The organism is Nonomuraea sp. K271 (assembly GCF_009908215.1).
GTDB lineage: Bacteria > Actinomycetota > Actinomycetes > Streptosporangiales > Streptosporangiaceae > Nonomuraea > Nonomuraea longispora.
This window is the reverse complement of the sequence record NZ_JAAAHR010000171.1, coordinates 1-20,356: the sequence shown is the minus strand read 5'-3', so window position 1 is coordinate 20,356 and position 20,356 is coordinate 1. Positions and strand designations below refer to the sequence as shown.

Here is a 20,356-nt window from a genome sequence, read left to right as displayed (position 1 = left end):
GGATCTCGGGGGTGGGTGCGGGGACGATGTGGCGGGCCACGTGTCCTGGGAGGCCGACGTCGACCCGCGTGCCCCAGGGTTCGGGCACGGGCCGGGGGGCTCTACGGGAGATCACCCATCCGTCTACCCATGCCCTGACTGTTGCGGGATGGGCCTTATTGAGAACCTCCGTCATGCAATCCAGCTTATTGTCTGAGGTCTAGTCATCGACCGGGCGTAGCAGGATAAAAAGGACACGGCGTGGCACTGTCTAGTCGCACCCCCAGCCAGGTAGGGTCCGGGTTGTGCGCGTTGAGATTCATGGTCACCGGGGTGCTCGCGGCCTCTGGCCGGAGAACACCCTGCCGGGGATGAGCCGCACGATGGAGCTGGGCGTGCACGCGCTCGAGCTCGACGTCGCGCTCACCGCCGATCGGCGCCTCGTGCTCACGCACGACCTCACGGTCTCCGCCGTGACCAGCGCCGACAGGCGGCCCATCCGTGCCGGCGACCCGCTCTTTCCCTATGTCGGCAAACCGATCAAATCGCTCAACCTCGCGCAGCTGCGCACGCTCGACGTGGGCGTGCGGCTGCCGCGCCATCCCGACGACCCCTTCGCGCTGACCCAGGTCCCGATGCCCGAGACCCGCATGCCGACGCTCGGTGCGGTGCTGGGGCTGGTGAACGCCTACGAAGCCGAGAGCGTACGCCTGCACGTCGAGCTGAAGTCCGACCCGACCAGGCCCGAGCTGACGCCCGACCCGGAGGCCTTCACCGAGCAGGTCGTCGAGGAGCTCGACCGGCACGGACGGCTGGACAACGTCGCCATCCTCAGCTTCGACTGGCGCATCATCCGCCATACCGCCGGGCTGGTCCCGGGCGCGCGCAGGTTCGCGCTGATCGAACCCGACACGCTGCACTGGCACGACGACCTGGGCGACGACGTGCCCGCCGCCGCGCGCGACGCCGGGGCGACCACGCTCTCGCCCAAGCACACCATGGTGGACGAGGCCCTGATGGCGCAGGCGGCGGCGGCCGGTCTCGACGTGGCGGTGTGGACGGTCAACGACGCCGAGCTGGCGGGCCGGATGCTGGATCTGGGGGTGGCCGGGATCGTGACCGACTATCCAGACCGGATGCGGGACCTGTGGCGTGAGCGAGGGCTGCAGCTGCCTGAGCCGGTGGGGCCGCTCAAGCCCGTCGGCGTCTGAGATTGGGGCGGGGAAGCCGGACCTATAGCCAGCCGTTGCGGCGGAAGCCCCGATGGAGCAGCACGCAGGCCGTGATCATGACGGTCAGCACCGCCGGATAGCCCCACACCTGCTTGGTCTCCGGCATGAAGTCGAAGTTCATCCCGTAGATGCCGGCGATCATCGTAGGCACCGCGAGGATGGCCACCCACGAGGAGATCTTGCGCATGTCCTCGTTGGCCAGCGCGTTGGAGCGGGCGAGCGCCGCCTGCAGTATGGAGCTGCACAACTCGTTGGACGACTCCACCTGCTCGCACACGCGCGACAGGTGGTCACCGACGTCGCGGAAGTATTCGCGCATCTCCGACGGGACGACGCGGCGCTGGGGCAGCGCCGACAGCGGCGCCTGCAGCGGGGTGACGGCCCGCTTCATCTCCAGCATCTCGCGCTTGAGCTGGTAGATGCGGTTGATGTCGCGGGAGCTGACGTCGGCGAAAACGGTCGCCTCGACATCCTCCAGCTCCAGCTGCATGAGGTCGGACACCTGGAGGTACTGGTCGACCACGTGGTCGGCGATGGCGTGCAGCACGCCGGCCGGTCCGCGGCTCATCAGCTTGGGTTTGTCCTCGAGGCGCTCGCGGACCGCGGTGAGCGGGCAGTGCTCGCCGTGCCGCACGGTCACCACGAAGTCGGCGCCGAGGAACACCATGATCTCGCCGGTGGCGATGATCTCGTTGTCGCCCGGCCCTCTGCCGGGGTCGAGGTAGGCGACGGTCTTGAGCACCATGAACAGGGAGTCGGCGTACCGCTCGATCTTGGGCCGCTGGTGGGCCTTGACCGCGTCCTCGACGGACAGCGGGTGCAGCTCGAACACCTCGGCCAGCCACTCCACCTCGGGCGCCTCGGGCTCGTGCAGCCCCACCCAGACGAACGCGTTGGCGCCCTCGGCGCTCTTGTTGTGCTCGCGTACGAGGTGGAGCGCCTCGATGATGCCCGGGGCGGCGACCTTCGCGCCGTGGACGTAGGCGCCGAACTCGACGACGGACTCAACGGGAGGCACACGTACGTCACGCACCGGGGTGGCGTGCTGGCGCGCGACGTGCTGCCGCACAGGGTGACGGTTGATGCGACGGAAAAGCGTGGACGAGCGCATGGCAGTCCCTTTCCGCCCGACCTGGCACGCTCCACGCGCGACGAGAAGTCACCTCAATCAAGAACAGAGGCGTGGAGGCACGATCAGGCTGCCGGATTGGAGTGGTCGGGGGTACGCAGGTCGTACGTGAAAGAGCACGTACTGCTGGGATCACCAGGTTTCATCCCGGACCACCTCCAATCACACAAGGACGCCGCAAAGCCGCCTTAACCTATCACAGGCGGGTGAAGCAATCTGACGATACTAGGCCGAGAGCAGTCGACCCCGGTAGAACTCACCAAGGATCGTCGTCTATTCCGGCAGGCGGTCCGCGCCGCGGACCTGTGGGAGCCCACGCCGGCGGGCCTGCGACAATGAGTGCGTGCGCGTTCTAGTCATTGGTTCCGGAGGGCGTGAGCACGCCCTGTGCCGTTCCCTCAAGCTCGATCCCCAGGTCAGCGAGCTCCACTGCGCTCCGGGCAACCCGGGCATCGAGCAGGTCGCGACCGTCCACGCGGTCGACCCGCTCGACCCCGCGCAGGTGGCCCATCTGGCGACGCGGCTGCGGGTCGATCTCGTCGTCGTCGGGCCCGAGGCGCCGCTCGTGGCGGGCGTGTCCGACGCGGTGCGCGAGGCCGGCGTCGCGTGTTTCGGGCCGTCCAGCGAAGCGGCCATGATCGAGGGCTCCAAGGCGTTCGCCAAGGAGATCATGCAGGCCGCCGACGTGCCCACCGCACGGTCGCGGACCTGCGAGAACGAAGAGCAGGCCGCGGCCGCGCTCGACGAGTTCGGCCCGCCCTACGTCGTCAAGGACGACGGGCTCGCGGCGGGCAAGGGCGTCGTCGTGACCGACGACAGGCAGCAGGCGCTGGACCACGCGCGCTCGTGCGGGCGGGTGGTGATCGAGGAGTTCCTCGACGGGCCGGAGGTGTCGCTGTTCGCGTTGTGCGACGGCAGCACGGCCGTTCCGCTGCAGCTCGCCCAGGACTTCAAGCGGGCCCTCGACGGCGACCATGGCCCCAACACCGGCGGCATGGGCGCCTACACGCCGCTGCCGTGGGCGCCCGACGAGCTCACCGACCAGGTCATGCGGGAGGTCGTGCACCCGACGATCGCGGAGTTGTCGCGGCGCGGGCTGCCCTACCAGGGGGTGCTCTACGTCGGGCTGGCCCTGACCTCGAAGGGCCCGAAGGTGGTCGAGTTCAACGCGCGCTTCGGCGACCCGGAGACGCAGGTGCTGCTCGACCGGCTGGAGACTCCGCTCGGCGGCCTGCTGATGGCGTGCGCGACCGGCGAGCTGGGGCTCGACCCGGTGTTCAGGGACGGCAGCGCCGTCACGGTGGTGATCGCGGCGGAGAACTATCCCGGCACCCCGGTCAAGGGCGACGTGATCACGGGGATCGAGCCGTCCGACAACGCCTACGTCATCCACGCCGGCACCAGGCGCGAGGGCGACACGATCGTCTCCAACGGCGGGCGGGTGCTCAGCGTGGTGGGCCACGGCCCCGACCAGCAGAGCGCGCGGCGCCACGCCTACGACCTCGCCGGGCGCATCACGCTGCGCGGCTCCCACTACAGGACGGACATCGCCCTATGAAGCACGTGCACTCCGGCAAGGTGCGCGATCTCTACGAGACGGATGACGGCCTGCTGATGGTCGCCTCCGACCGGATCTCGGCCTTCGACCACGTGCTGGAGCCCGGCATCCCCGACAAGGGCGCGATCCTCACGCAGTTGTCGTTGTGGTGGTTCGACCAGCTCGGGGACATCGTGCCCAACCACATCGTGGCGAGGGGCGACGAGGCCCGCAGCGTGGTGTGCAGGCCGCTGACGATGGTCCAGGTCGAATGCGTGGCCCGGGGCTACCTGACGGGCGGCGGGCTGGCCGAATACCGCGAGAGCGGCACCGTCTCCGGGGTGCGCCTGCCCGAGGGGCTGCAGGACGGGTCGCGACTGCCCGAGCCGATCTTCACGCCGTCCACCAAGGCGCCGGTGGGTCAGCACGACGAGCCGATCTCGTACGAGCGGGTCGTGGCGCAGGTCGGCGAGAAGGCGGCCGACGAGCTGCGGCGCATCACGCTGGCGGTCTACGCGCGCGGCGCGGAGATCGCCCGCGAGCGGGGCATCATCGTGGCCGACACCAAGATCGAGCTCGGCTGGGACTCCGACGGGGTGCTGACCTTGGGCGACGAGGTTCTCACGCCGGATTCATCGCGTTTCTGGCCGGCCGATGCCTGGCAACCGGGCCGTCCGCAACCTTCTTTCGACAAGCAATTTGTACGCGATTGGCTACTATCGCCCGAATCCGGATGGGACAAAGCTTCCGGAAACCCCCCACCTCGCCTGCCTGACGACATCGTGGAGCGCACACGCGAACGATACCTAGAAGCGTATGAGCGCATCACGGGAGCTCCCTTTAGCGGATGATTCGGCTGGGTCATGTGGTGTTACCGACTACTGTTGGCCCGATCGAGCCTCACCGCCGGAATTCAAGGAGCCGCACGAAATGGTCCGTTACCGCGTGCGCGGTGGCAACGCACTGCGTGGAACCGCGTTCATCCAGGGCGCGAAGAACGCCGTGCTTCCCATGATCGGTGCGGCGCTGCTGGCCGCGAAGGGCCGCACCGTCCTGCGCAACGTGCCGATCATCGAGGACGTCCGCCGCGCGATCGAGCTGGCCGAGGCGGTCGGCGCGTACGTCGAACTCCACGAGTCCGAGCGCACGCTCGTCATCGACGCCTCCCGGCTGACCAGCCCGGTGCTGCCCGCCGAGATCGCCCGGCGCTTCCGCGGCTCGGTGTTGTTCACCCCCGCGCTGCTGCACCGGCTCGGCGAGGCCGTCGTCGAGGGCGTCGGCGGCTGCAACCTCGGCAGCCGCAACCTCGACTTCCACTACCTCGGCTACAAACGGCTGGGCGCGATCGTCGACGAGGGCGAGACCGTCATCCACGTCAAGGCGTCCGGCCTGACCGGGGCGACCCTCTACCTCGACACCCCCTCGCACACCGGCACCGAGAACCTCATCATGGCCGCCTCCCTGGCCAAGGGCACCACCGTGATCGAGAACGCCGCCCTCGAACCCGAGGTGCTCGACGTCATCGACATGCTCACCAAGATGGGCGCGCGCATCAGCGGCGGCGGCACCGGGTTCATCACCGTCGAGGGCGTCGACAAGCTGCACGCCGTCGAGCACACGGTCATGCCCGACCGGCTCGACGCGGGCGTGTTCGCGATGGCCGCGGCGATCACCGGGGGCGAGCTGAGCCTCGTGGGCACCGGCCTCGACCTGGGCGTCGTACGGTACAAACTGGAGCAGATGGGCGTCGAGTTCGCCCGGCAGGGCGCGGTGCTGCACGTGCGCTGCGAGGGCCCGCTGCGGCCCATCAACATCATCACCGACACCTATCCCGGGTTCGCGACCGACCTGCAGTCGCCGATGATGACCGTCGCGGCGCTCGCCGACGGCACCAGCTACATCCACGAGCGCATCTTCGACGGCCGTTTCGCGCTGGCCGGCGAGTTGAACAAGATGGGCGCCGGCGTCGAGGTCGACGGCAGCAGGGCCGTCGTGCGCGGCCGCACCCCTCTCACCGGCACCGAGGTGACGGCCCACGATCTGCGCTCCGGCATCGCTCTCGTGCTCGCCGGACTCGCCGCCGAAGGCGAGACCGTCATCGGCAGCGGCTACCTCATCGACCGCGGCCACGCGCATCTCGCCGCTCGAATGCGCGCGCTCGGCGCGGACATTACACGAGAGATTTCCCCGCACTAAAAAACGGGAGAAAATGCTCGTTGAGCTGCTAGGACATCTTGTCGGGCGGTCAACCTGAACGGCTTTCCGGAAAAGTCGGGCGTGACATTACGGCCCCCGCGAGCGATCGTTCCAAAAGAGAGCACCGCAACGGACGGCAGGATGGGACGAACATTGGTCGAGAGGGCCGAAGAAACTCCCCGAGTGTCACGCCCGGGCGCCATGACACCGGACCTCACCATCGGCGTGGTCGGACCCCACGACCTTGTCGAGCGAGTCATGCTGATGGGACACGCCGCGGCACCGCTGCCGTGTCGCCTGGTGGCGGCCGCCTACCGCGACGAGCAAGAGGCGCCCGACAAGGTGACGAGGCTCGGACCCGGTGTCGACGCATGCTTGTTCGCCAGCCCGGTCCCATATGACCTGGCCAGGCGATCAGGCGTGCTGACGATGCCCGCGACCTACGTGCAACTCGGCGGAGCAGCATTGGTGGCGGCGTTGGCCAAGGCCGCGCTCGACACCCGGATGGACCCCAAACGGGTCAGCATCGACGTGGTCAGCCGGGCCGATGTCGAGGAGGCGTACACCGACCTCGGCATCCCCGCCACGGACGTGCACAGCCGCGACGAGCCGGGCGCCACCGGCACGATCGCGGCCTACCACGAACGGCTGGCCAGGCAGGGCGCGACCACGGGAGCGCTCACATGCCTGGCCGCCGTGGCCGAACGCCTGCACACGGCGGGCGTACCGGTCATCAGGATCAAGCCGACCTCCGCCGCGGTCCGCACGGCGCTGCACACCGCGGCGCTGCTCGGGGCGCATCACCGGCTGGAGGAGTCGCAGCTGACCGTGGTGCTGGTGGAGGTGCCGACGCTGCGCGAACCCGTGCGCCGCGCCGCGCCCCGCTACTGGCGCGACGAGCTGCGGTTGTCGCTGCAGCGGCTGCTGGTCCAGGAGGCGAACCGCATCAACGCGACCGTCTGGCCCATCGACGATCACAGCTACCTGGTCACGGCGACCAGGGGCTCGATCGCGGCGGCCACCGACGGTTTCCGGGTGTTGCCGTTCGCGGCCAGGATCAGGGACGAGCTGGGGCTGGCGGTCGAGGTCGGCGTGGGCATGGGACGGACGACCCACGACGCGGAGTCGCACGCGCGGGCCGCGCTGGCCCGCACACAGGCGGGCAAGCAGGCGCAGGGGTTCGCGGTCGACCGCGAGGGACGGGCGCTCATCCCGGCCCCGCGGATGCCGCCCACCGGCGCCACGGCACTCAAACCCAAAGGGGTCGAGGTGCTGGCCCGGCTGGCGGCCAAGCTGGAGGGCGGCGACACGGTGGTGGACGCCGAAGGGGCAGGCAAGATGCTGGGGGTGACACCCCGTACGGCTCGGCGGTTGCTGCGCACGTTGGTTGACGAGGGACTCGCGTGGCCGCTACCGCCCAACCGCACTCCCCAGCCCGGCCGGCCCCGGCAGCTCTACCGGCTGATCGTGGAGAAGCTGGGGCCGCGCTGATCGCCCCCGGCTGATCCACCCGGTACGCGGCCCGCCGCCTCACCTTCCCCCTCCGACGGCGGCGGGCTCGCTTCCGGTTGCCCCGCAGCGTGGCCTTCCATGCCCTGAGGCGTGTCCGGAATGTGACGACTTGGCGAATCTGCGGTTGACACTTGGGGAAATGGCGGTTGGTCCTCGCAAGAAGGGGTATGAATTGCGACGCCCCCGATCGACGGGATTCGGACGGGGGCACCAATCTTCCGATGGTCCCTCGTTCGCCGTGCGCAGGTGAGAGCTCCCTGCCACCGCAGAGATCGGGCCACCTGTTTGTCCGAAAGCCGCGCGGTTTCTGTCGGGCCCCTCCGCTACTGTCATGACCCATGGACCACAACGCTCCTGACTCGCGGTCCCCGCTCATCGTCTGGGGCGCCCTCGCCATCGTCTACGTGGTGTGGGGATCGACCTATCTCGGCATCGGCATCGTGGTCGAGTCGATCCCGCCGCTGCTCGGCGCCTCCATGCGGTTCCTCGCCGCGGCCGTGCTCCTCGGCGGCTTCCTGCTCCTGACGTCCGGCAAGCGGGCCTTCACGATGACCCGACGGCAACTCCTCAGCGCCTCGCTGGTGGGGGTGCTGCTGCTCACCCTGGGCAACGGCATGTTGTCGGTGGCGGAGCAGTACATCTCGACCGGGCTGGCGGCGCTGCTCGTGGCGTCGGTGCCGCTGTGGCTGGTCGCCTTCAGGTTCGTGGTGCGTGACCGTCCCAGGGCGGCGACCATGGCGGGCGTGCTGGTGGGGCTCGGCGGCGTGGCCGCGCTCTCGCTCACCGGCAACGAGGGCGCGGCCGCCACGGGCATCGCGGTGGTGCTGGTCGCCTCGCTGCTGTGGGCCGTGGGCGCGTTCCTGTCGGGGCGCGTCACGATGCCCGCCAACTCGTTCGCGACGAGCACGATCGAGATGCTCGCGGGCGGCCTCGGCCTCGCGGTGCTCGGCGCCGCGACGGGCGAGCGGCTCGACCCGGCGACGATCACCGGCAGGTCCTGGATCGCACTCGCCTACCTCATCCTCGTGGGCTCGCTGATCGGGTTCACGGCGTTCTCGTGGCTGCTCGGCAACGCCCCCATCTCGCTCGTGTCGACGTACGCCTACGTCAACCCCGCCGTGGCGGTCGTGCTGGGCGCGCTGGCGCTGAGCGAGCCGATCACCCCGCGCATCGTCGTGGGCGGAGCGATCATCCTGGTCGGCGTCGCCCTGGTCATCACGACGGAACGCCGGTCAAAGGTCCCGCAGCGCTCCGGCGAACGCGTCGACCGTGGCGTCGACGTCGGCCGCCGTGTGCGCCGTCGACATGAACCACAGGCCGCGCGGGACCATGTTGACTCCCCTGTCGAGTAGCGCCTCGTGCAGCCTGGCCATCTTGGCCCGGTCGGTGGCGGCGAAGTCCCGGTAGTCCCGCACGGCGGGCGCGTCGGTGAAGTAGGTCTGGAACACCGGGCCGGGGCCGTCCACGAGCATCGGCACGCCGGCCTTGGCCGCGGCCGACCGCAGGCCCTCCATCAGCGCCGCGCCGCGCTCGTACAGCGTGCCGTAGACCTCCTCGCGCCGTTCGTCGAGGACGCGCAGCGTCGCCTCGGCCGCCGCGATGCCGACCGGCTGGGAGTTGAACGTTCCCGCGTGGGCCACCTTGCCCGTCGAGATGTGGTCCATGACCTCCGCCCGGCCGGTCAGCGCCGACACCTGCATGCCGCCGGCCATGGCCTTGCCGAACACCGACAGGTCGGGGGTGATCGCGAGGTGTTCCTGGGCGCCTCCCGGCGCGAGCCGGAAGCCGGTGATGATCTCGTCGAAGATCAGCAGGGAGCCGTGCTCGTCGCACAACCGCCGCACGCCCTCCAGATAGCCGGGGTCGGGGCTGATCGCGCCGGTGTTGCACAGGACCGGCTCGGCGATGACGGCGGCGATCTGCCCCGAGTGCCGTTCCATCAGGCCGGTCAGGGTATCCAGGTCGTTCCACGGGCAGATGACCAGGTCGTCCGCGTGTCCCGGCTGCTGCCCCGCCGTGCCCGGCACCGCCACGGGCTCCTTGGACGGTCCTGCCGCCTCCACGGCGGGGTGCACGCTGTAGAGGACGGGGTCGAGCCAGCCGTGGTAGTGGCCCTCGAACTTGAGGACCTTGGAGCGCCCTGTGTAGCCGCGGGCCAGCCTGAGCGCGCCGTGCACGGCCTCCGAGCCGACGGTGTTGAACCTCACCCGTTCCGCTGAGGGCACCATGGCGCAGACCCGCTCGGCCACGCGTACCTCGGCGGCGTGCTGGGCCGAGTAGACCATGCCGCGGGCCGCCTGGCCCGCGATGGCTTCCACGACCTCGGGCGGGCAGTGGCCGAGCAGCGCCGGCCCCTGGCCGAGCACGTAGTCGATGTAGGAGTTGCCGTCCACGTCCCACAGACGCGCGCCCTGGGCGCGGTCCACGTAGAGGGGGACGCCGGCCACCCGGCGGGCGTCGCTGGAGACGCCACCGGCCAGGTAGCGCCGGCCGTCGGCATGGAGGTCACGGCTGACGTGCAAGGTCCTGCTCATGGGGACCATCAAAGGCCGCGGCGACGCCCGCCGACAAGGAGGAGAGCAACGAGGAGGGCGTCATCGCAAGGACGGGCCCTTGTGAGGCCCGCGAGGCACCTGGTGAGCTTGATAGGACCTCCAGGAAGGAATGGCCGTGTTTCTCGGGCGTATCCGGCGCTCCCCCGCCGATGAAGTGGAACTGGTGGCCTGGCGCGAGGGTGGGGAACTTCTCAGCCTGGCCGGGATGCGAGCCGGCGACGATCCGGTGGCCCTGCTCGGCGAGTACGGGCTCGACCGGCTCACCGACGAGGTGAACCGGCTCTGGGCCGGCGCGCGGGAGTTGCTGCACGAGTCGTCGGTGGTGTTCGAGCCGCCGGTGGCGACCTGCACGAAGATCTGCTGCCTGGCGCTGAACTACGTCGCGCACGCGGAGGAGAGCGGGCTGGAGGTGCCGCCGGAGCCGGTGTTGTTCTTCAAGCCGCCGTCCGCGCTGACGGGCCACAACCGCCCGGTGACGGCTCCGGCGCGTACGAAGCACCTGGAGCACGAGGTCGAGCTGGCGGTCGTCGTCGGCTCCGCGGTCCGCGACCTGCCCGCCGAGCGCTGGCGCGAGGCCGTGGCCGGCTACACCGTGATCAACGACATGACGGCCCGCGACCTGCAGCTGGCCAACATCGCCCGCAACGCGCCGTGGGACCAGGCCAAGGGGTTCGACACGTTCGCGCCGGCGGGGCCGTATCTCGCGACCGTGGACGAGGTGCCCGACCCGCAGAACCTGGAGCTGACACTCGAGGTCGACGGGGAGGTGCGGCAGCGGGCCAACACCAAGCAGATGGTGTTCGGGATCCCCGAGCTGGTCGCCGACCTGTCGGACGGGATGACGCTGCTGCCCGGCGACCTCATCGCCACCGGCACCATCGCCGGGATCGCCCCGCTGAAGGAGGGGGACGTCATGCGGGCCACCGTGCAGGACGTGGGCACACTGATCAATCGGGTCGACTTTCGGTCCGCCTAAACCATAGATATCGGCGCACCTCACTCGTACCCTGGGAGGTATGGAGTTCACGGTCGGCGCCCTCATCGACATCGACGACTACGTCGCCTCGACGCGGGCCCACGGCCGTGAGTGGGCGCGCATCCAGCTCGACCAGGCCGACCGCGCGGTCCGCGCCGCGACGGCACGGCGGCCGGCGTCCTGCGAGCCGCTGCCGCCCGACGAGTGGCTGGTCAGGCTGAGCGGCGACGACCCCGACCGGCTGATGGGGGAGGCGACCGCGCTGGCCGAGCAGATCCGCGCGGGCATCGTCAACGCCACCGGCCTCACCGCGACTGTCAGCCTGGGCACCCCGCGGGAGGGCCCAGACAGCACGACGGTGATCGAACGGGACGCCCGGCGCACCAACTCCTACAAGCTGCTGCTGGGCGGCGACAGGGTCATCACGGCGCCGCAGGAGGAGCACTCCTGCGCGCCGCCTCCCGTGCGCATCGAGGCGGAGCTGGCCCGCCGCGTCCAGGCCGGCGACAGGGGCGGCGCGGCCGGGCTGCTCGCGGGCTGGGTGGACAGGTGCGTCCAGGAGCGCGGCCTGTCCCCGAGCACGCTGCACAACTGGCTGATGGGCGAGCTGCTGTTCGTGGTCGACGTCGTCAACCGGGGACGGCTCACGGGCGGCTCCACCGACTGGGTCGACGCGTTCGCGCGTCTGCCCATCGAGGAGCTCACCACGGTGACCCAGATCCACGAGCGCTCCTACCTGCACATCTGGATCGAGGAGACGTTGTGGCGGCTGATGCCGCCCGCCCCCCGCGACATCCTGTCGATGGCCGAGAGCTACATGGCGGCCCACTACGCCGATCCGCGGCTGCGGCTGGCGACGGTCGCGCACGCCGTCAGCGCCAGCCCGTTCTACATCGCGCACCTGTTCGCCGACGTGCGCGGGACGACGTTCCTGCGCCACCTGACCGCGTTGCGGCTGCGCCACGCCCGCGTCCTGCTCACCGCCACCACAGCGCCGATCGACATGGTGGCCGCCCGCTCGGGCTATCTGAGCGCGAAGGTGTTCCGCGGCGTGTTCAAGCGCCACGTCGGCTGCTCGCCCAGCGAGTATCGCCGCAACCACCGGCCTATGCCGTCCTGAGACCGCCGCCTCCGTCCGGCCTCCGGCTCGAGGGCAGGTCGGCGTGCGCAAGGGACGGATGGGGTGGAGAAGAGGGCTAGTCGGCGCGCGACACCAGCCGGTACGGCTGCCGCGGCCGGCCCGCCTGCGACGACCTGACCGGCGGGAGCGCCCACGCCAGCCCTTCCTCCACGAGGCTCTGCAACACGCGGCGGGCGCTGCGCGGCGCGACGCCCAGCACCTCGGCCACGCTCTCCGCGTCGACCACCATCGCCTCGGGGTCGTCGCCCAGCCGCTCAAGGAGCCGGTCGAGCGTTCTGGCCGCCTTGGAGCCGGCCGCGGGCTCCTCCACCGGCTCCCTCCTGCGCCGTTGCCGCAGCGGCAGCGAGGTAGCGGTGCCGTCGCCGCCGACCAGGAAGGCGGCGGTGGCGTCGGCCGCGCGCGCCCGTTCGACGGCGATGAGGGCGTGGGCGTCGGCGTCGCGGGCGGTGTTGCCGAGCCCGATGCCCACCTCGACGACCATCCCGAGGTCGGCGCGCACCCGGTCGGCGAACGGCGCCACCCGGAACCCGTCGGTGGCCTGCGAGAGGGCGCCCACCGTCGCCGTGATCACATAGCTGTTCTCCTCCCGCGGGGCGACGGTCGCGCCCATGAGCCGGGCCTCGGCCAGCAGCGACCGGTGCAGCGACAGCTTCAGCTCCTGCTGCCAGTAGTTGCCCGGCCCCGACTGCGCCGGGCGGGCCGAGGCCGCGAGCTCGACGAGCACGATGGCGATCTGCGACTCCTCCAGGCGGCTGCCCGTGCCCAGCAGCGTCGCGGTGTTGATGGCCAGCCGCAGCGTGTGCGGGGTGGGCATCATCCGCAACACCGGCACCTTGGCCGCCTCCAGCTTGCGTGCCACGGTCCTGACCGTGGTCAGCGCCGCCGTGGTGGCGCCCTCGCGGTAGAGCCGCTCGTGGAAGGCGACGAAGTCGCGCACCGAGTCGGGCTGCCGGTATTCGGAGACGTGCACGCCGTTCATGGGCACGCCGATCTCCTGGTAGGCCTCGGCCACGTCGGCGCGGGCGATCGAGTCGATGCTCACCCTGGCGGGGTCGATCCGCATGGACAGCGTGCCGCGCAGCAGGCTGGAGTAGAGGCCGGCCCCGCTCACCGGCACGAACGTGGCGGGCACCGGCAGCTCGCCCGCCTGGGTCGCCAGGTCGTGCTGGAGCGGCCCGGTGAACAGGACCGCGTCGATGCTGCCCGCTATCTTGGCGAGCTTGTCGCGGGTCTCGTGCTCACCCGCATGCGGAGCGCCCACCAGCCGGAACGACGCGGCCGAGGGCATGCTCGCGCCGATGTGCACGATCTGCTCGACCAGATCGTGCGGCCCCACCACACCAATCGCGATCTTGGATCGTAGACCGTCCAACCTTTATGCCCCTGTTTTTCCGAGCAGAGCGGTGATGGTGCCCCCGAGTACCGCTGCCCTGTCGTCGTCGCTGAGATCTGAGAACAGTATCCGTCCTAACGACATACGCAGATCGATGAAGGGAAAGTCCGATCCGTACACGACCCTGTGCGCGCCGAGTCTGCGGACCATCCCGGCGATTGCCGCGCCCGTGTTGTACGACCCGCATACCTCCAGGATGACCCGCTCGTGCCGCTCGGCCACCTCGATCGACTGGTCGATGCCGAGCGGCGTCACCCCCGAGTGCCCCGCCAGGATCGTGGCGCGCGGGTGCCGCCCGGCCACCTCGCCGACCAGCGGCAGGTCGTTGTACGGCGAGCCCGAGTAGGTGTGGGTGAGCACCGGCCGCCCGGTGAGCTCCGCGTACTCCCAGACCGGGGCGTAGCGCGAGCCGGTCAGCGGATATTCGTGCAGGTCGGGATGGAGCTTGACCCCGCCGAAACGCGGGTCGTCGCCCCACCGTTCGAGCTCGGCGACCGGGTCCTGCCACGGGTTGACGGTCAGGTAGCCGGTGAACCTGTCGGGCGCCCGCTCCACGATCTCCGCGGTGGCCGCGTTGCCCTTGGCGGCGTCGAGCTGGATCGCCAGGTGGCTGGAGAGCATCGCGTGCGCGACGCCGCACCGGTCCATCACCGCGATCATCCCGGCCGGGTCGGGGTCGGGGATGAAGAACACGCTGTACGGCCCGGCGTGGGCGTGCGCGTCGACGATCCTCGTCGCCTGCTGCGGGCGGCGCGCCCACAGAGCCGTCGTCAGCTCGTTCATGCCGCTCTGACCTCCTTCCTCAGCAGCCGGCGCAGGTTGCCCGCGCCGATGGCCGCGACCTCGGCCTGCCCGAGCTCCGACCAGAGCAGCCGGGTGACCGCCTCGGCCGGATCGCGGTAGGGCGCTCCCGTGCCGAAGACGAACCGGTCCGCGCCGAACCGGGAGACCAGCCACTCCAGCCCACGGTGCGAGGACAGGTCGGCCAGTCCGATGCTCACGTTGCCCGTCCTGTCCAGGACGCCGGCGATCTGCCGCAACTTCCGGTAGCCCACGCCGCCGACGACGATCCGCAGGCACGGATGCGCCCGCGCGAGCGCCTCCACCTCCTGCCAGCTGGTCTGGCCCGCGTCCACGAGCAGCGGCAGCCGTACGGACTCCACGGCGTCGAGGACGGGAGCCGCGTCGGCACCCGCGAGGTCCCAGCCGTGCTCGCGCGGGAAGGCGCGTACGGCGACCACGCCCGCCTCGACGGCGGCGCCGGCGAACCCCGCGCCCGTCTCCCCGCACGTGTCGGGCAGCAACACCCAGCACGGGCTGAGCCTGGGCTGCCCGGCGAGCAGGCCGGTCAGCTCCCGGTTGCCCCTGGCCGGGTCGTGCAGCCACGACGTCATGCTGCCGACCACGGCCTCGGCGACGCCCACGCGGTCCATCGCGGCGAGCAGCTCGGCCACGGTGCCCCCGCCCACGTCGCGACGCGGGTGGCGGCCGAGCATGACGTCCGCGTCGATCAGGACCGGCCGGTCCTCGCTCATCGGCCGCCCCAGTGCTCGGCGAGCCCGTCCCGCGCCCAGCCGTGCGCGGTGAACGTGTCGGTCACGCCGTCCACGCGGATGGCGGGCGGGCTCACGTGGACCTCGGGAGGTACGTCCTGGAACGGGAAGACGGCGACCGTGAACCGGCCGTCGCGGCGGCGCAGCCCCAGCGAGTGGATCTCGCCGTACGGGGCGGTGGCGGTCGCGGGGTCGGGCATCCTGGCCGGCCCGCTGCCGAACGTGACCTCGTCCGGCGGCTGCGCGGGCACCACGAGCAGCCCGGGGCCCTGGCTGCTCGCGTGGCCGGGGCCGTGCTCGACCCACGGCGACGTGCCGTGGATCAGCCAGATCGCCTCCGCGTCGATCTCGTCGGTGATCAGCCAGTAGGACGGCTCGGTGCGTACGAAGACGATCCGGCGCTCGTGCCTGGCCCGGTAGCCGTGGTGGTGGCCGGCGAAGACGTCCGCGTGCTCGCCCGCGTGGAACAGGTCGCGGGCCGCCCTGCGGTCCTCGGCGTAGTCCTCGCCGGGCACGAGCAGGGTGTTGTGGCCCCTGGTCGCCTGGAACCAGTCGTAGTAGCCGGGGTCGTCGTAGGACGGCGGGCCTCCCGCCTCCCAGGCCAGCGGCACCCCCCAGCCGGACAACACGAAGTCGAGCGCCGCGTGGTGGCTGTGCGGCTCCAGTTCGTGGCCGATGTAAGGCCCGTGGTTGATCACGGTGTGCAGGGTGCCGGAGCGGAAGATCGTGTACGCGCTGTCCTCCAGGGCGTGCGAGCCCTTCACGGGCACCACCGGCTCGCCCAGCAGTTCCTCCCCGGTCCGCATCATCTCGGCGGGCCAGACCACGCCGCTGTCCTGCAGGTGCGGCACCCAGCCGCCCGAGGTCGTCAGCGAGGCCAGCCAGTCGTGCATGGCGCGGAAACGCGGGTGGGCGACCAGGTCGGGGTCGACGGACGCGGCCCGCTGCACGCCCCCCAGGCACATGCCGTGATAGCCGGGGGAGCGCTCGTGGTGGCCGCCGTCCTCGCGCACGTCACGTTCCAGGTGTTCCAGGATGCGCGCCCTGGCCACCTCGGCCCACTGCCCCGACTCGGGCAGGTCGGCGAACACGCGGGCGACGTGCAGCAGCTCGCAGACGGTGGCGAACTGCCAGTTGCCGTGCCGGAACTCGTCGTGCTCCTCGGCCGCCCACCGGGCGCCGCCCACCACGGTCTTCGTCATCTCCAGCCAGCACGCGTCGCTGAGCGCGGGCTCGGTGCCGAAGACGGCCAGCGCCCGGGTGACGTGCATCGAGCGGGAGGCGACGCCGAGGGAGTACCACACCACGTCGAGCCCCGGCCAGTCGCCTTCGACCAGGTCACGGCCGGCGTACCACTGGCGGAAGAAGCGGTCCCACTCGCGGGCGTAGCGGGGGTCGCCGGTCTGCGCGTAGGCCGACACCAGGGGCATCATCCACCTGAGGTAGTGGAAGCCGTACAGCCGGGAGCGGCCGTGGCCCTTGTCGAGGAAGTCCACCTCGGTGCCGACCAGCCGGTCCGCCTCCGCCACGTCCTCGGGGCGGGGCCGCGGCCACACCGGGTCGCGCCGCCGCCACGGCCGCGCCTGCGCCACCGACGTCACGCCCAGCTCGGCGAGCAGCGCCTCGTCGGTGATGTGCCGCATCCGCACCGGGTCCACGTGCGGCGGCTTCTCCACGTACGTGACATCCGTCCCCATCAGAGCTTCACCGGCTTCCCCGTACGGGCCGACTCGTGCGCGGCCGCCAGGACCGCGGTCACGTGCCGGGAGCTCTCCACGGTGATCAGCGGCTCGGTCCCCGCGATCGCGCAGTCCACAAAGTGGTGGATCGCGTCGCGGTAGGCCCCCGCCGGCACCCCGTGCACCACCCGCTGCAACATGTTCCTGGGATAGGCGTAGCCGTCCTCCGTGGCCACCTGGATGTTCTCCTTCTGGCGGTCGAGCTGGATGACGCCCGTCTCGCCGGCCACGGTGACGTAGCTGTCCACCATGGTGGGGAAGGTGTCGGGGTAGATCCAGGCCGACTCGAACGTGGCGACCGCGCCCCGGCCGAACCTGGCCTGGATCTGCATGGCGTCGGGGGTGTCGATGCCCCGGCCGCGCAGCTTGCCGTATCTGGCCGTGGCGAACACCTCGACCACCTCGTCGTCGTACAGCCAGGTCATCAGGTCGACGTCGTGGCTGGACAGGAACCAGGCGCAGGTGGTCTCGTCGGCCCAGCCGAGCATCTCGGTGGGCACGTGAATGGTGTCGTCCTTGCGGGCGTAGCCCACGACCGGCTCGCCGATCGCCCGCATCTGGTCCTTGGCCTGCGCGTACGCCGGCACCCACCGGTGGTTGAACAGGCACATGGCCACGACGCCGGCCGACCGGATGGCGGAGACGGCGCGGTCGGCGTCGGCCACCGTGGTGGTGAACGGCTTCTCGACCAGGATGTGCACGCCCGCGCGGGCGGCGGCCACCATGACGTCGGCGTGCAGGTGGTCGGGGGTGGTGATGGAGACCGCGTCCACCGTGCCGGAGTCGAGCAGCTCCTGGTAGCCGGGGTAGACGGTCGCTCCTGGAGCGTGTTCGAGCGGCCGGCGGGCGACCGCGGTGATCTGGATCCTGGGATGGGCGGCGAAGACCTCGGCGTGGCCGCGGCCCATGAGGCCGGCGCCGATGATGCCGATGCGGAGTTCAGGCAAGTGCGTCATTCCATTTTTTCTCGGCGGCGTCGAGTGCTTCCTCGGCGCTCTGGGATCCCTGGAGGAAGGCTCTGACCTCTTCCATGAGGTATTCGGCGAGCTCGGCGTCCTTGGTGGTGCCGAGCGGGACGTACTGCAGCTGCGGCAGCCCCTTGACGATCACCTGGCGGGCGGCGGCCATCGGATCGTCGCCCTCGGCCTCGGTGAAGAAGGGGTCCTTGGTCGAGGAGACCGTGGACGGGTAGATCGGCACGATCTTGCAGAAGGCCAGCTGGTTGGCGCCGTTGGTGAAGTACTTGATGAACTCGGCGGCGGCCTTCTTGTGCGTGGAGGCCGCGGGGATGGAGAAGGCCTGCTGGGCGAGCAGCATGTAACCGCCGGAGCTCATCCTCACCGGCTCGGTGATGGCGAGGTCCTCGTAGACCTCGGGGGCGTTCTTCTGGATGTTGAGCAGCTCGGCGGCGTTGGCCATCGGTTTGAAGGCCACCTGGCCGTTCTCCAGCGACTGCGGCAGGTTGCGGATGTCCTTGGAGACGGCCCCTGGCGCGATGCCGTGCCTGTCGTAGCTCTTCTTGAACATCTCGAGCACGGCGACCGCCTCGGGCGTGTTGAACGCCGCCTTCTTCTTGTCGTCGGTCAGCAGGGGGACGCCGTGGTAGCGCAGCGCGGTGTGGTCGGGGATGGTGTTGGTGCCGTTGACCTTGGTCTTGTCGTAGACCGTGTCGGCCAGCTTGAGAGCCTCGGACCAGGACGTGGGCGGCGCCTTCTCGTCGAAGCCGGCCTTGGAGACCACCGACTTGCGGTACATCGCGACCGGGGCGCCGCCGTTGTACCAGGGCACGGCGTAGAGCTTGCCGTTCATCCGCATCGGCTCGACCAGGTTGGGCTGGAAGTCCGCCAGGTCCTTCTGGCCGAAGTAGGCGTCGAGCGGTTCGAGTGACGGGACGAACCTGCCCAGCTCGACCGAGTTGACGTTGACCGCGTCGGGCACGTCACCGCTGGCCACGGCGGCGAGCAGCTTGGTCGCGCTCTCCTGGCCGGGGACGTCCACCCACTTGATGCTGACCTTGGGGTGTTCCTTCTCGTACTGGGCGATGAGGCCGGTGATGTAGTCGCTGTAGTTCTTCTTCAGGTTGATCGTCCAGAACTCGACCTCACCCTCGAAGGGCGGGTCGTCCGCGGGCGCCGCGGCGGTCTGGGGCGAGGTGCCGGCGACGCAGCCGGCGGTGAAGAGGGACAGCGCAAGCGCGCCGATCGTTAAGGCACATCGAGTCATCTCCGCGAGCCTCCTGCAAGATATGGCCGTCCTTAATCGCCACTTTCGGCACCATGTCAGCCTCACAACGGAACGTCAAGGGGCGCGGTCTTGACCGTCTAGATCAGCCGAATGTACGCTTCCCCAAATTCTGGCCAGCCTTTATCAAATCTTAGGACGGCAAAAAGGATGTGATGCGATGGCCGCCGGCCGGATCCCAGGGCAGCGGTGGTACACGCCCTACCTGTTCGTGATCCCGGCGCTCGTCCTGTTCGGCGTGTTCTTCGCCTGGCCGGCGGTCACCGCGATCCAGCTGTCGTTCCTCGAGTACGACGTGGTGTCCCAGCCGGTCTACATAGGGATGGAGAACTTCACCAGGATCGTCGGAGACGGCAGGTTCTGGACCGCACTGCTCAACTCGCTGCTCTTCCTGGTGGGCATGTTCCCGCTGCTGGTGGTGGTGCCGCTGCTGCTCGCCGTACTGGTCAACCAGAGACTCCCCGGCATCAGGACGTTCCGGATGCTCTACTACCTACCGGTCGTGACCTCGATGGTCGCCGTCGGCGTCGCCTGGGAGTACGTCTTCCACCAGCAGGGCGTGCTCAACTGGATCCTCACCGCGGCAGGGCTGCTCGACCAGCCCATCCAGTACCTCCTCCACCCCTTCTGGGCGCTGCCCGCGCTCGTGCTGGTCGAGGGCTGGAAAAGCATGGGTTTCTACATGATGATCTATCTGGCCGGACTGCAGACCATCCCCACCAACCTGTACGAGGCCGCGAAGGTCGACGGCGCCACCGCCTGGCACCGGCTGCGTCACATCACGGTGCCGCTGATGGTGCCCTACATCGCGGTCGCGGTGACGGTGGAGATGCTCGACGCCATGCAGGCCTTCACCTCCATCTACGTGATGACCAGAGGCGGCCCGCAGGACGCCACCCTCACCCTCGGCTACTACATCTGGTCGGCGGCGTTCGAGCACTACGAGATGGGCTACGCCAGCGCGATGGGGCTGGTGCTCTGGGTGCTGATGATCGCCATGGCCATCCTCAACTACCGGCTCACCCGCGGACGGACGGTCGTGCCATGAGCCTGCCCATGAGACTGCGCCGCGCCGGGATGTACATCCTGCTGACGGCGATCGCTCTGGTCTTCGTCGGCCCGTTCCTGATCCTGCTCTCCGCCGGGCTGAAGCCCGCCGGCCAGGCGGTCTTC

At 70.1% G+C, this 20,356-nt stretch carries 17 protein-coding genes; 9 read left to right on the top strand and 8 right to left on the bottom strand.

The genetic code is table 11. The features are described from left to right. The first annotated feature begins 284 nt into the window (after window positions 1–284). Complete coding sequence (locus GUY59_RS38630; RefSeq protein WP_138206291.1) at window positions 285–1,190, top strand: glycerophosphodiester phosphodiesterase family protein; 906 nt, start codon at window positions 285–287, stop codon at window positions 1,188–1,190. A 22-nt stretch (window positions 1,191–1,212) separates the two neighbouring features. Here the strand turns inward: GUY59_RS38630 and corA are convergent, their stop codons facing one another. Further along, a complete protein-coding gene (corA, locus tag GUY59_RS38625) occupies window positions 1,213–2,280 on the bottom strand; it encodes a magnesium/cobalt transporter CorA (RefSeq protein WP_246064399.1) in 1,068 nt (355 codons plus the stop codon). 403 nt (window positions 2,281–2,683) lie between these two features. Between corA and purD the strand changes: the two genes are divergently transcribed. The 5 genes from purD to GUY59_RS38600 all read left to right on the top strand — a co-directional run bounded on the left by purD (window position 2,684) and on the right by GUY59_RS38600 (window position 8,937). Continuing rightward, window positions 2,684–3,898 carry a phosphoribosylamine--glycine ligase gene (purD, locus tag GUY59_RS38620; RefSeq protein WP_138206289.1) on the top strand — a complete coding sequence of 405 codons (1,215 nt, stop codon included), beginning with the start codon at window positions 2,684–2,686 and terminating at the stop codon, window positions 3,896–3,898. Beyond that, window positions 3,895–4,728: a phosphoribosylaminoimidazolesuccinocarboxamide synthase gene (locus GUY59_RS38615; RefSeq protein ID WP_138206287.1), complete on the top strand. Its 834-nt coding sequence runs from the start codon at window positions 3,895–3,897 to the stop codon at window positions 4,726–4,728. Before purD ends, GUY59_RS38615 begins: the two co-directional genes overlap by 4 nt. 79 nt (window positions 4,729–4,807) lie before the next feature. Beyond that, the gene (murA, locus tag GUY59_RS38610) at window positions 4,808–6,073 is read left to right on the top strand and encodes a UDP-N-acetylglucosamine 1-carboxyvinyltransferase (protein WP_132338223.1); all 1,266 of its coding nucleotides are present in this window, start codon (window positions 4,808–4,810) and stop codon (window positions 6,071–6,073) included. 201 nt (window positions 6,074–6,274) lie between these two features. Then, window positions 6,275–7,564, top strand: coding sequence for a GTP cyclohydrolase IIa (locus tag GUY59_RS38605; protein WP_132338225.1), 1,290 nt, complete (start codon window positions 6,275–6,277; stop codon window positions 7,562–7,564). A gap of 359 nt (window positions 7,565–7,923) precedes the next feature. Further along, window positions 7,924–8,937, top strand: a complete 1,014-nt coding sequence (locus GUY59_RS38600) for an EamA family transporter (protein WP_138206285.1) — start codon at window positions 7,924–7,926, stop codon at window positions 8,935–8,937. Here GUY59_RS38600 and GUY59_RS38595 read toward each other — a convergent pair. Next, complete coding sequence (locus GUY59_RS38595) at window positions 8,818–10,119, bottom strand: aspartate aminotransferase family protein (protein WP_161714919.1); 1,302 nt, start codon at window positions 10,117–10,119, stop codon at window positions 8,818–8,820. The two genes, GUY59_RS38600 and GUY59_RS38595, sit on opposite strands and share 120 nt — an antisense overlap. A gap of 136 nt (window positions 10,120–10,255) precedes the next feature. Between GUY59_RS38595 and GUY59_RS38590 the strand changes: the two genes are divergently transcribed. Together GUY59_RS38590 and GUY59_RS38585 are read left to right on the top strand one after the other, a co-directional pair. After that, the gene (locus GUY59_RS38590; protein ID WP_252375160.1) at window positions 10,256–11,116 is read left to right on the top strand and encodes a fumarylacetoacetate hydrolase family protein; all 861 of its coding nucleotides are present in this window, start codon (window positions 10,256–10,258) and stop codon (window positions 11,114–11,116) included. Between the two features lie 40 nt (window positions 11,117–11,156). After that, a complete protein-coding gene (locus GUY59_RS38585; RefSeq protein WP_138206281.1) occupies window positions 11,157–12,236 on the top strand; it encodes a helix-turn-helix domain-containing protein in 1,080 nt (359 codons plus the stop codon). A gap of 76 nt (window positions 12,237–12,312) precedes the next feature. Here GUY59_RS38585 and GUY59_RS38580 read toward each other — a convergent pair whose 3' ends face one another. Genes GUY59_RS38580 through GUY59_RS38555 form a run of 6 tightly spaced genes read right to left on the bottom strand, consistent with a single transcriptional unit; the run spans window position 12,313 to window position 19,165 of the window. Beyond that, window positions 12,313–13,629: a transcriptional regulator gene (locus GUY59_RS38580; RefSeq protein ID WP_161714918.1), complete on the bottom strand. Its 1,317-nt coding sequence runs from the start codon at window positions 13,627–13,629 to the stop codon at window positions 12,313–12,315. A 3-nt stretch (window positions 13,630–13,632) separates the two neighbouring features. Beyond that, complete coding sequence (locus GUY59_RS38575) at window positions 13,633–14,433, bottom strand: amidohydrolase family protein (protein WP_138206277.1); 801 nt, start codon at window positions 14,431–14,433, stop codon at window positions 13,633–13,635. After that, complete coding sequence (locus GUY59_RS38570) at window positions 14,430–15,185, bottom strand: amidohydrolase family protein (protein WP_138206275.1); 756 nt, start codon at window positions 15,183–15,185, stop codon at window positions 14,430–14,432. The genes GUY59_RS38575 and GUY59_RS38570 overlap by 4 nt, the downstream gene beginning before the upstream one ends. Continuing rightward, entirely contained in the window at window positions 15,182–16,900 is a 1,719-nt protein-coding gene (locus tag GUY59_RS38565; protein WP_138206273.1) for a heparinase II/III family protein, read from the bottom strand. Before GUY59_RS38565 ends, GUY59_RS38570 begins: the two co-directional genes overlap by 4 nt. After that, window positions 16,900–17,898, bottom strand: a complete 999-nt coding sequence (locus tag GUY59_RS38560; RefSeq protein ID WP_138206271.1) for a Gfo/Idh/MocA family protein — start codon at window positions 17,896–17,898, stop codon at window positions 16,900–16,902. Before GUY59_RS38560 ends, GUY59_RS38565 begins: the two co-directional genes overlap by 1 nt. Further along, entirely contained in the window at window positions 17,882–19,165 is a 1,284-nt protein-coding gene (locus GUY59_RS38555; protein ID WP_138206269.1) for an ABC transporter substrate-binding protein, read from the bottom strand. The genes GUY59_RS38560 and GUY59_RS38555 overlap by 17 nt, the downstream gene beginning before the upstream one ends. Window positions 19,166–19,343: 178 nt before the next feature. On the opposite strand from GUY59_RS38555, the gene GUY59_RS38550 reads away from it, so the two are divergent. Further along, window positions 19,344–20,231 (top strand): carbohydrate ABC transporter permease, encoded by an 888-nt coding sequence (locus GUY59_RS38550; RefSeq protein WP_138206267.1) that lies wholly within the window; start codon window positions 19,344–19,346, stop codon window positions 20,229–20,231. The last annotated feature ends 125 nt before the right edge of the window (window positions 20,232–20,356 follow it).

What these genes read in the sequence shown, in the direction of transcription:
- GUY59_RS38615 (WP_138206287.1), top strand. Translation starts at nt 3,895, where the DNA reads ATGAAGCACGTGCACTCCGGCAAGGTGCGCGATCTCTACGAGACGGAT.
- GUY59_RS38605 (WP_132338225.1), top strand. Translation starts at nt 6,275, where the DNA reads ATGACACCGGACCTCACCATCGGCGTGGTCGGACCCCACGACCTTGTC.
- GUY59_RS38595 (WP_161714919.1), bottom strand. Translation starts at nt 10,119, where the DNA reads ATGAGCAGGACCTTGCACGTCAGCCGTGACCTCCATGCCGACGGCCGG.
- GUY59_RS38575 (WP_138206277.1), bottom strand. Translation starts at nt 14,433, where the DNA reads ATGAACGAGCTGACGACGGCTCTGTGGGCGCGCCGCCCGCAGCAGGCG.
- GUY59_RS38555 (WP_138206269.1), bottom strand. Translation starts at nt 19,165, where the DNA reads ATGACTCGATGTGCCTTAACGATCGGCGCGCTTGCGCTGTCCCTCTTC.
- GUY59_RS38585 (WP_138206281.1), top strand. Translation starts at nt 11,157, where the DNA reads ATGGAGTTCACGGTCGGCGCCCTCATCGACATCGACGACTACGTCGCC.
- GUY59_RS38570 (WP_138206275.1), bottom strand. Translation starts at nt 15,185, where the DNA reads ATGAGCGAGGACCGGCCGGTCCTGATCGACGCGGACGTCATGCTCGGC.
- GUY59_RS38560 (WP_138206271.1), bottom strand. Translation starts at nt 17,898, where the DNA reads ATGACGCACTTGCCTGAACTCCGCATCGGCATCATCGGCGCCGGCCTC.
- murA (WP_132338223.1), top strand. Translation starts at nt 4,808, where the DNA reads ATGGTCCGTTACCGCGTGCGCGGTGGCAACGCACTGCGTGGAACCGCG.
- GUY59_RS38550 (WP_138206267.1), top strand. Translation starts at nt 19,344, where the DNA reads ATGGCCGCCGGCCGGATCCCAGGGCAGCGGTGGTACACGCCCTACCTG.
- GUY59_RS38600 (WP_138206285.1), top strand. Translation starts at nt 7,924, where the DNA reads ATGGACCACAACGCTCCTGACTCGCGGTCCCCGCTCATCGTCTGGGGC.
- GUY59_RS38565 (WP_138206273.1), bottom strand. Translation starts at nt 16,900, where the DNA reads ATGGGGACGGATGTCACGTACGTGGAGAAGCCGCCGCACGTGGACCCG.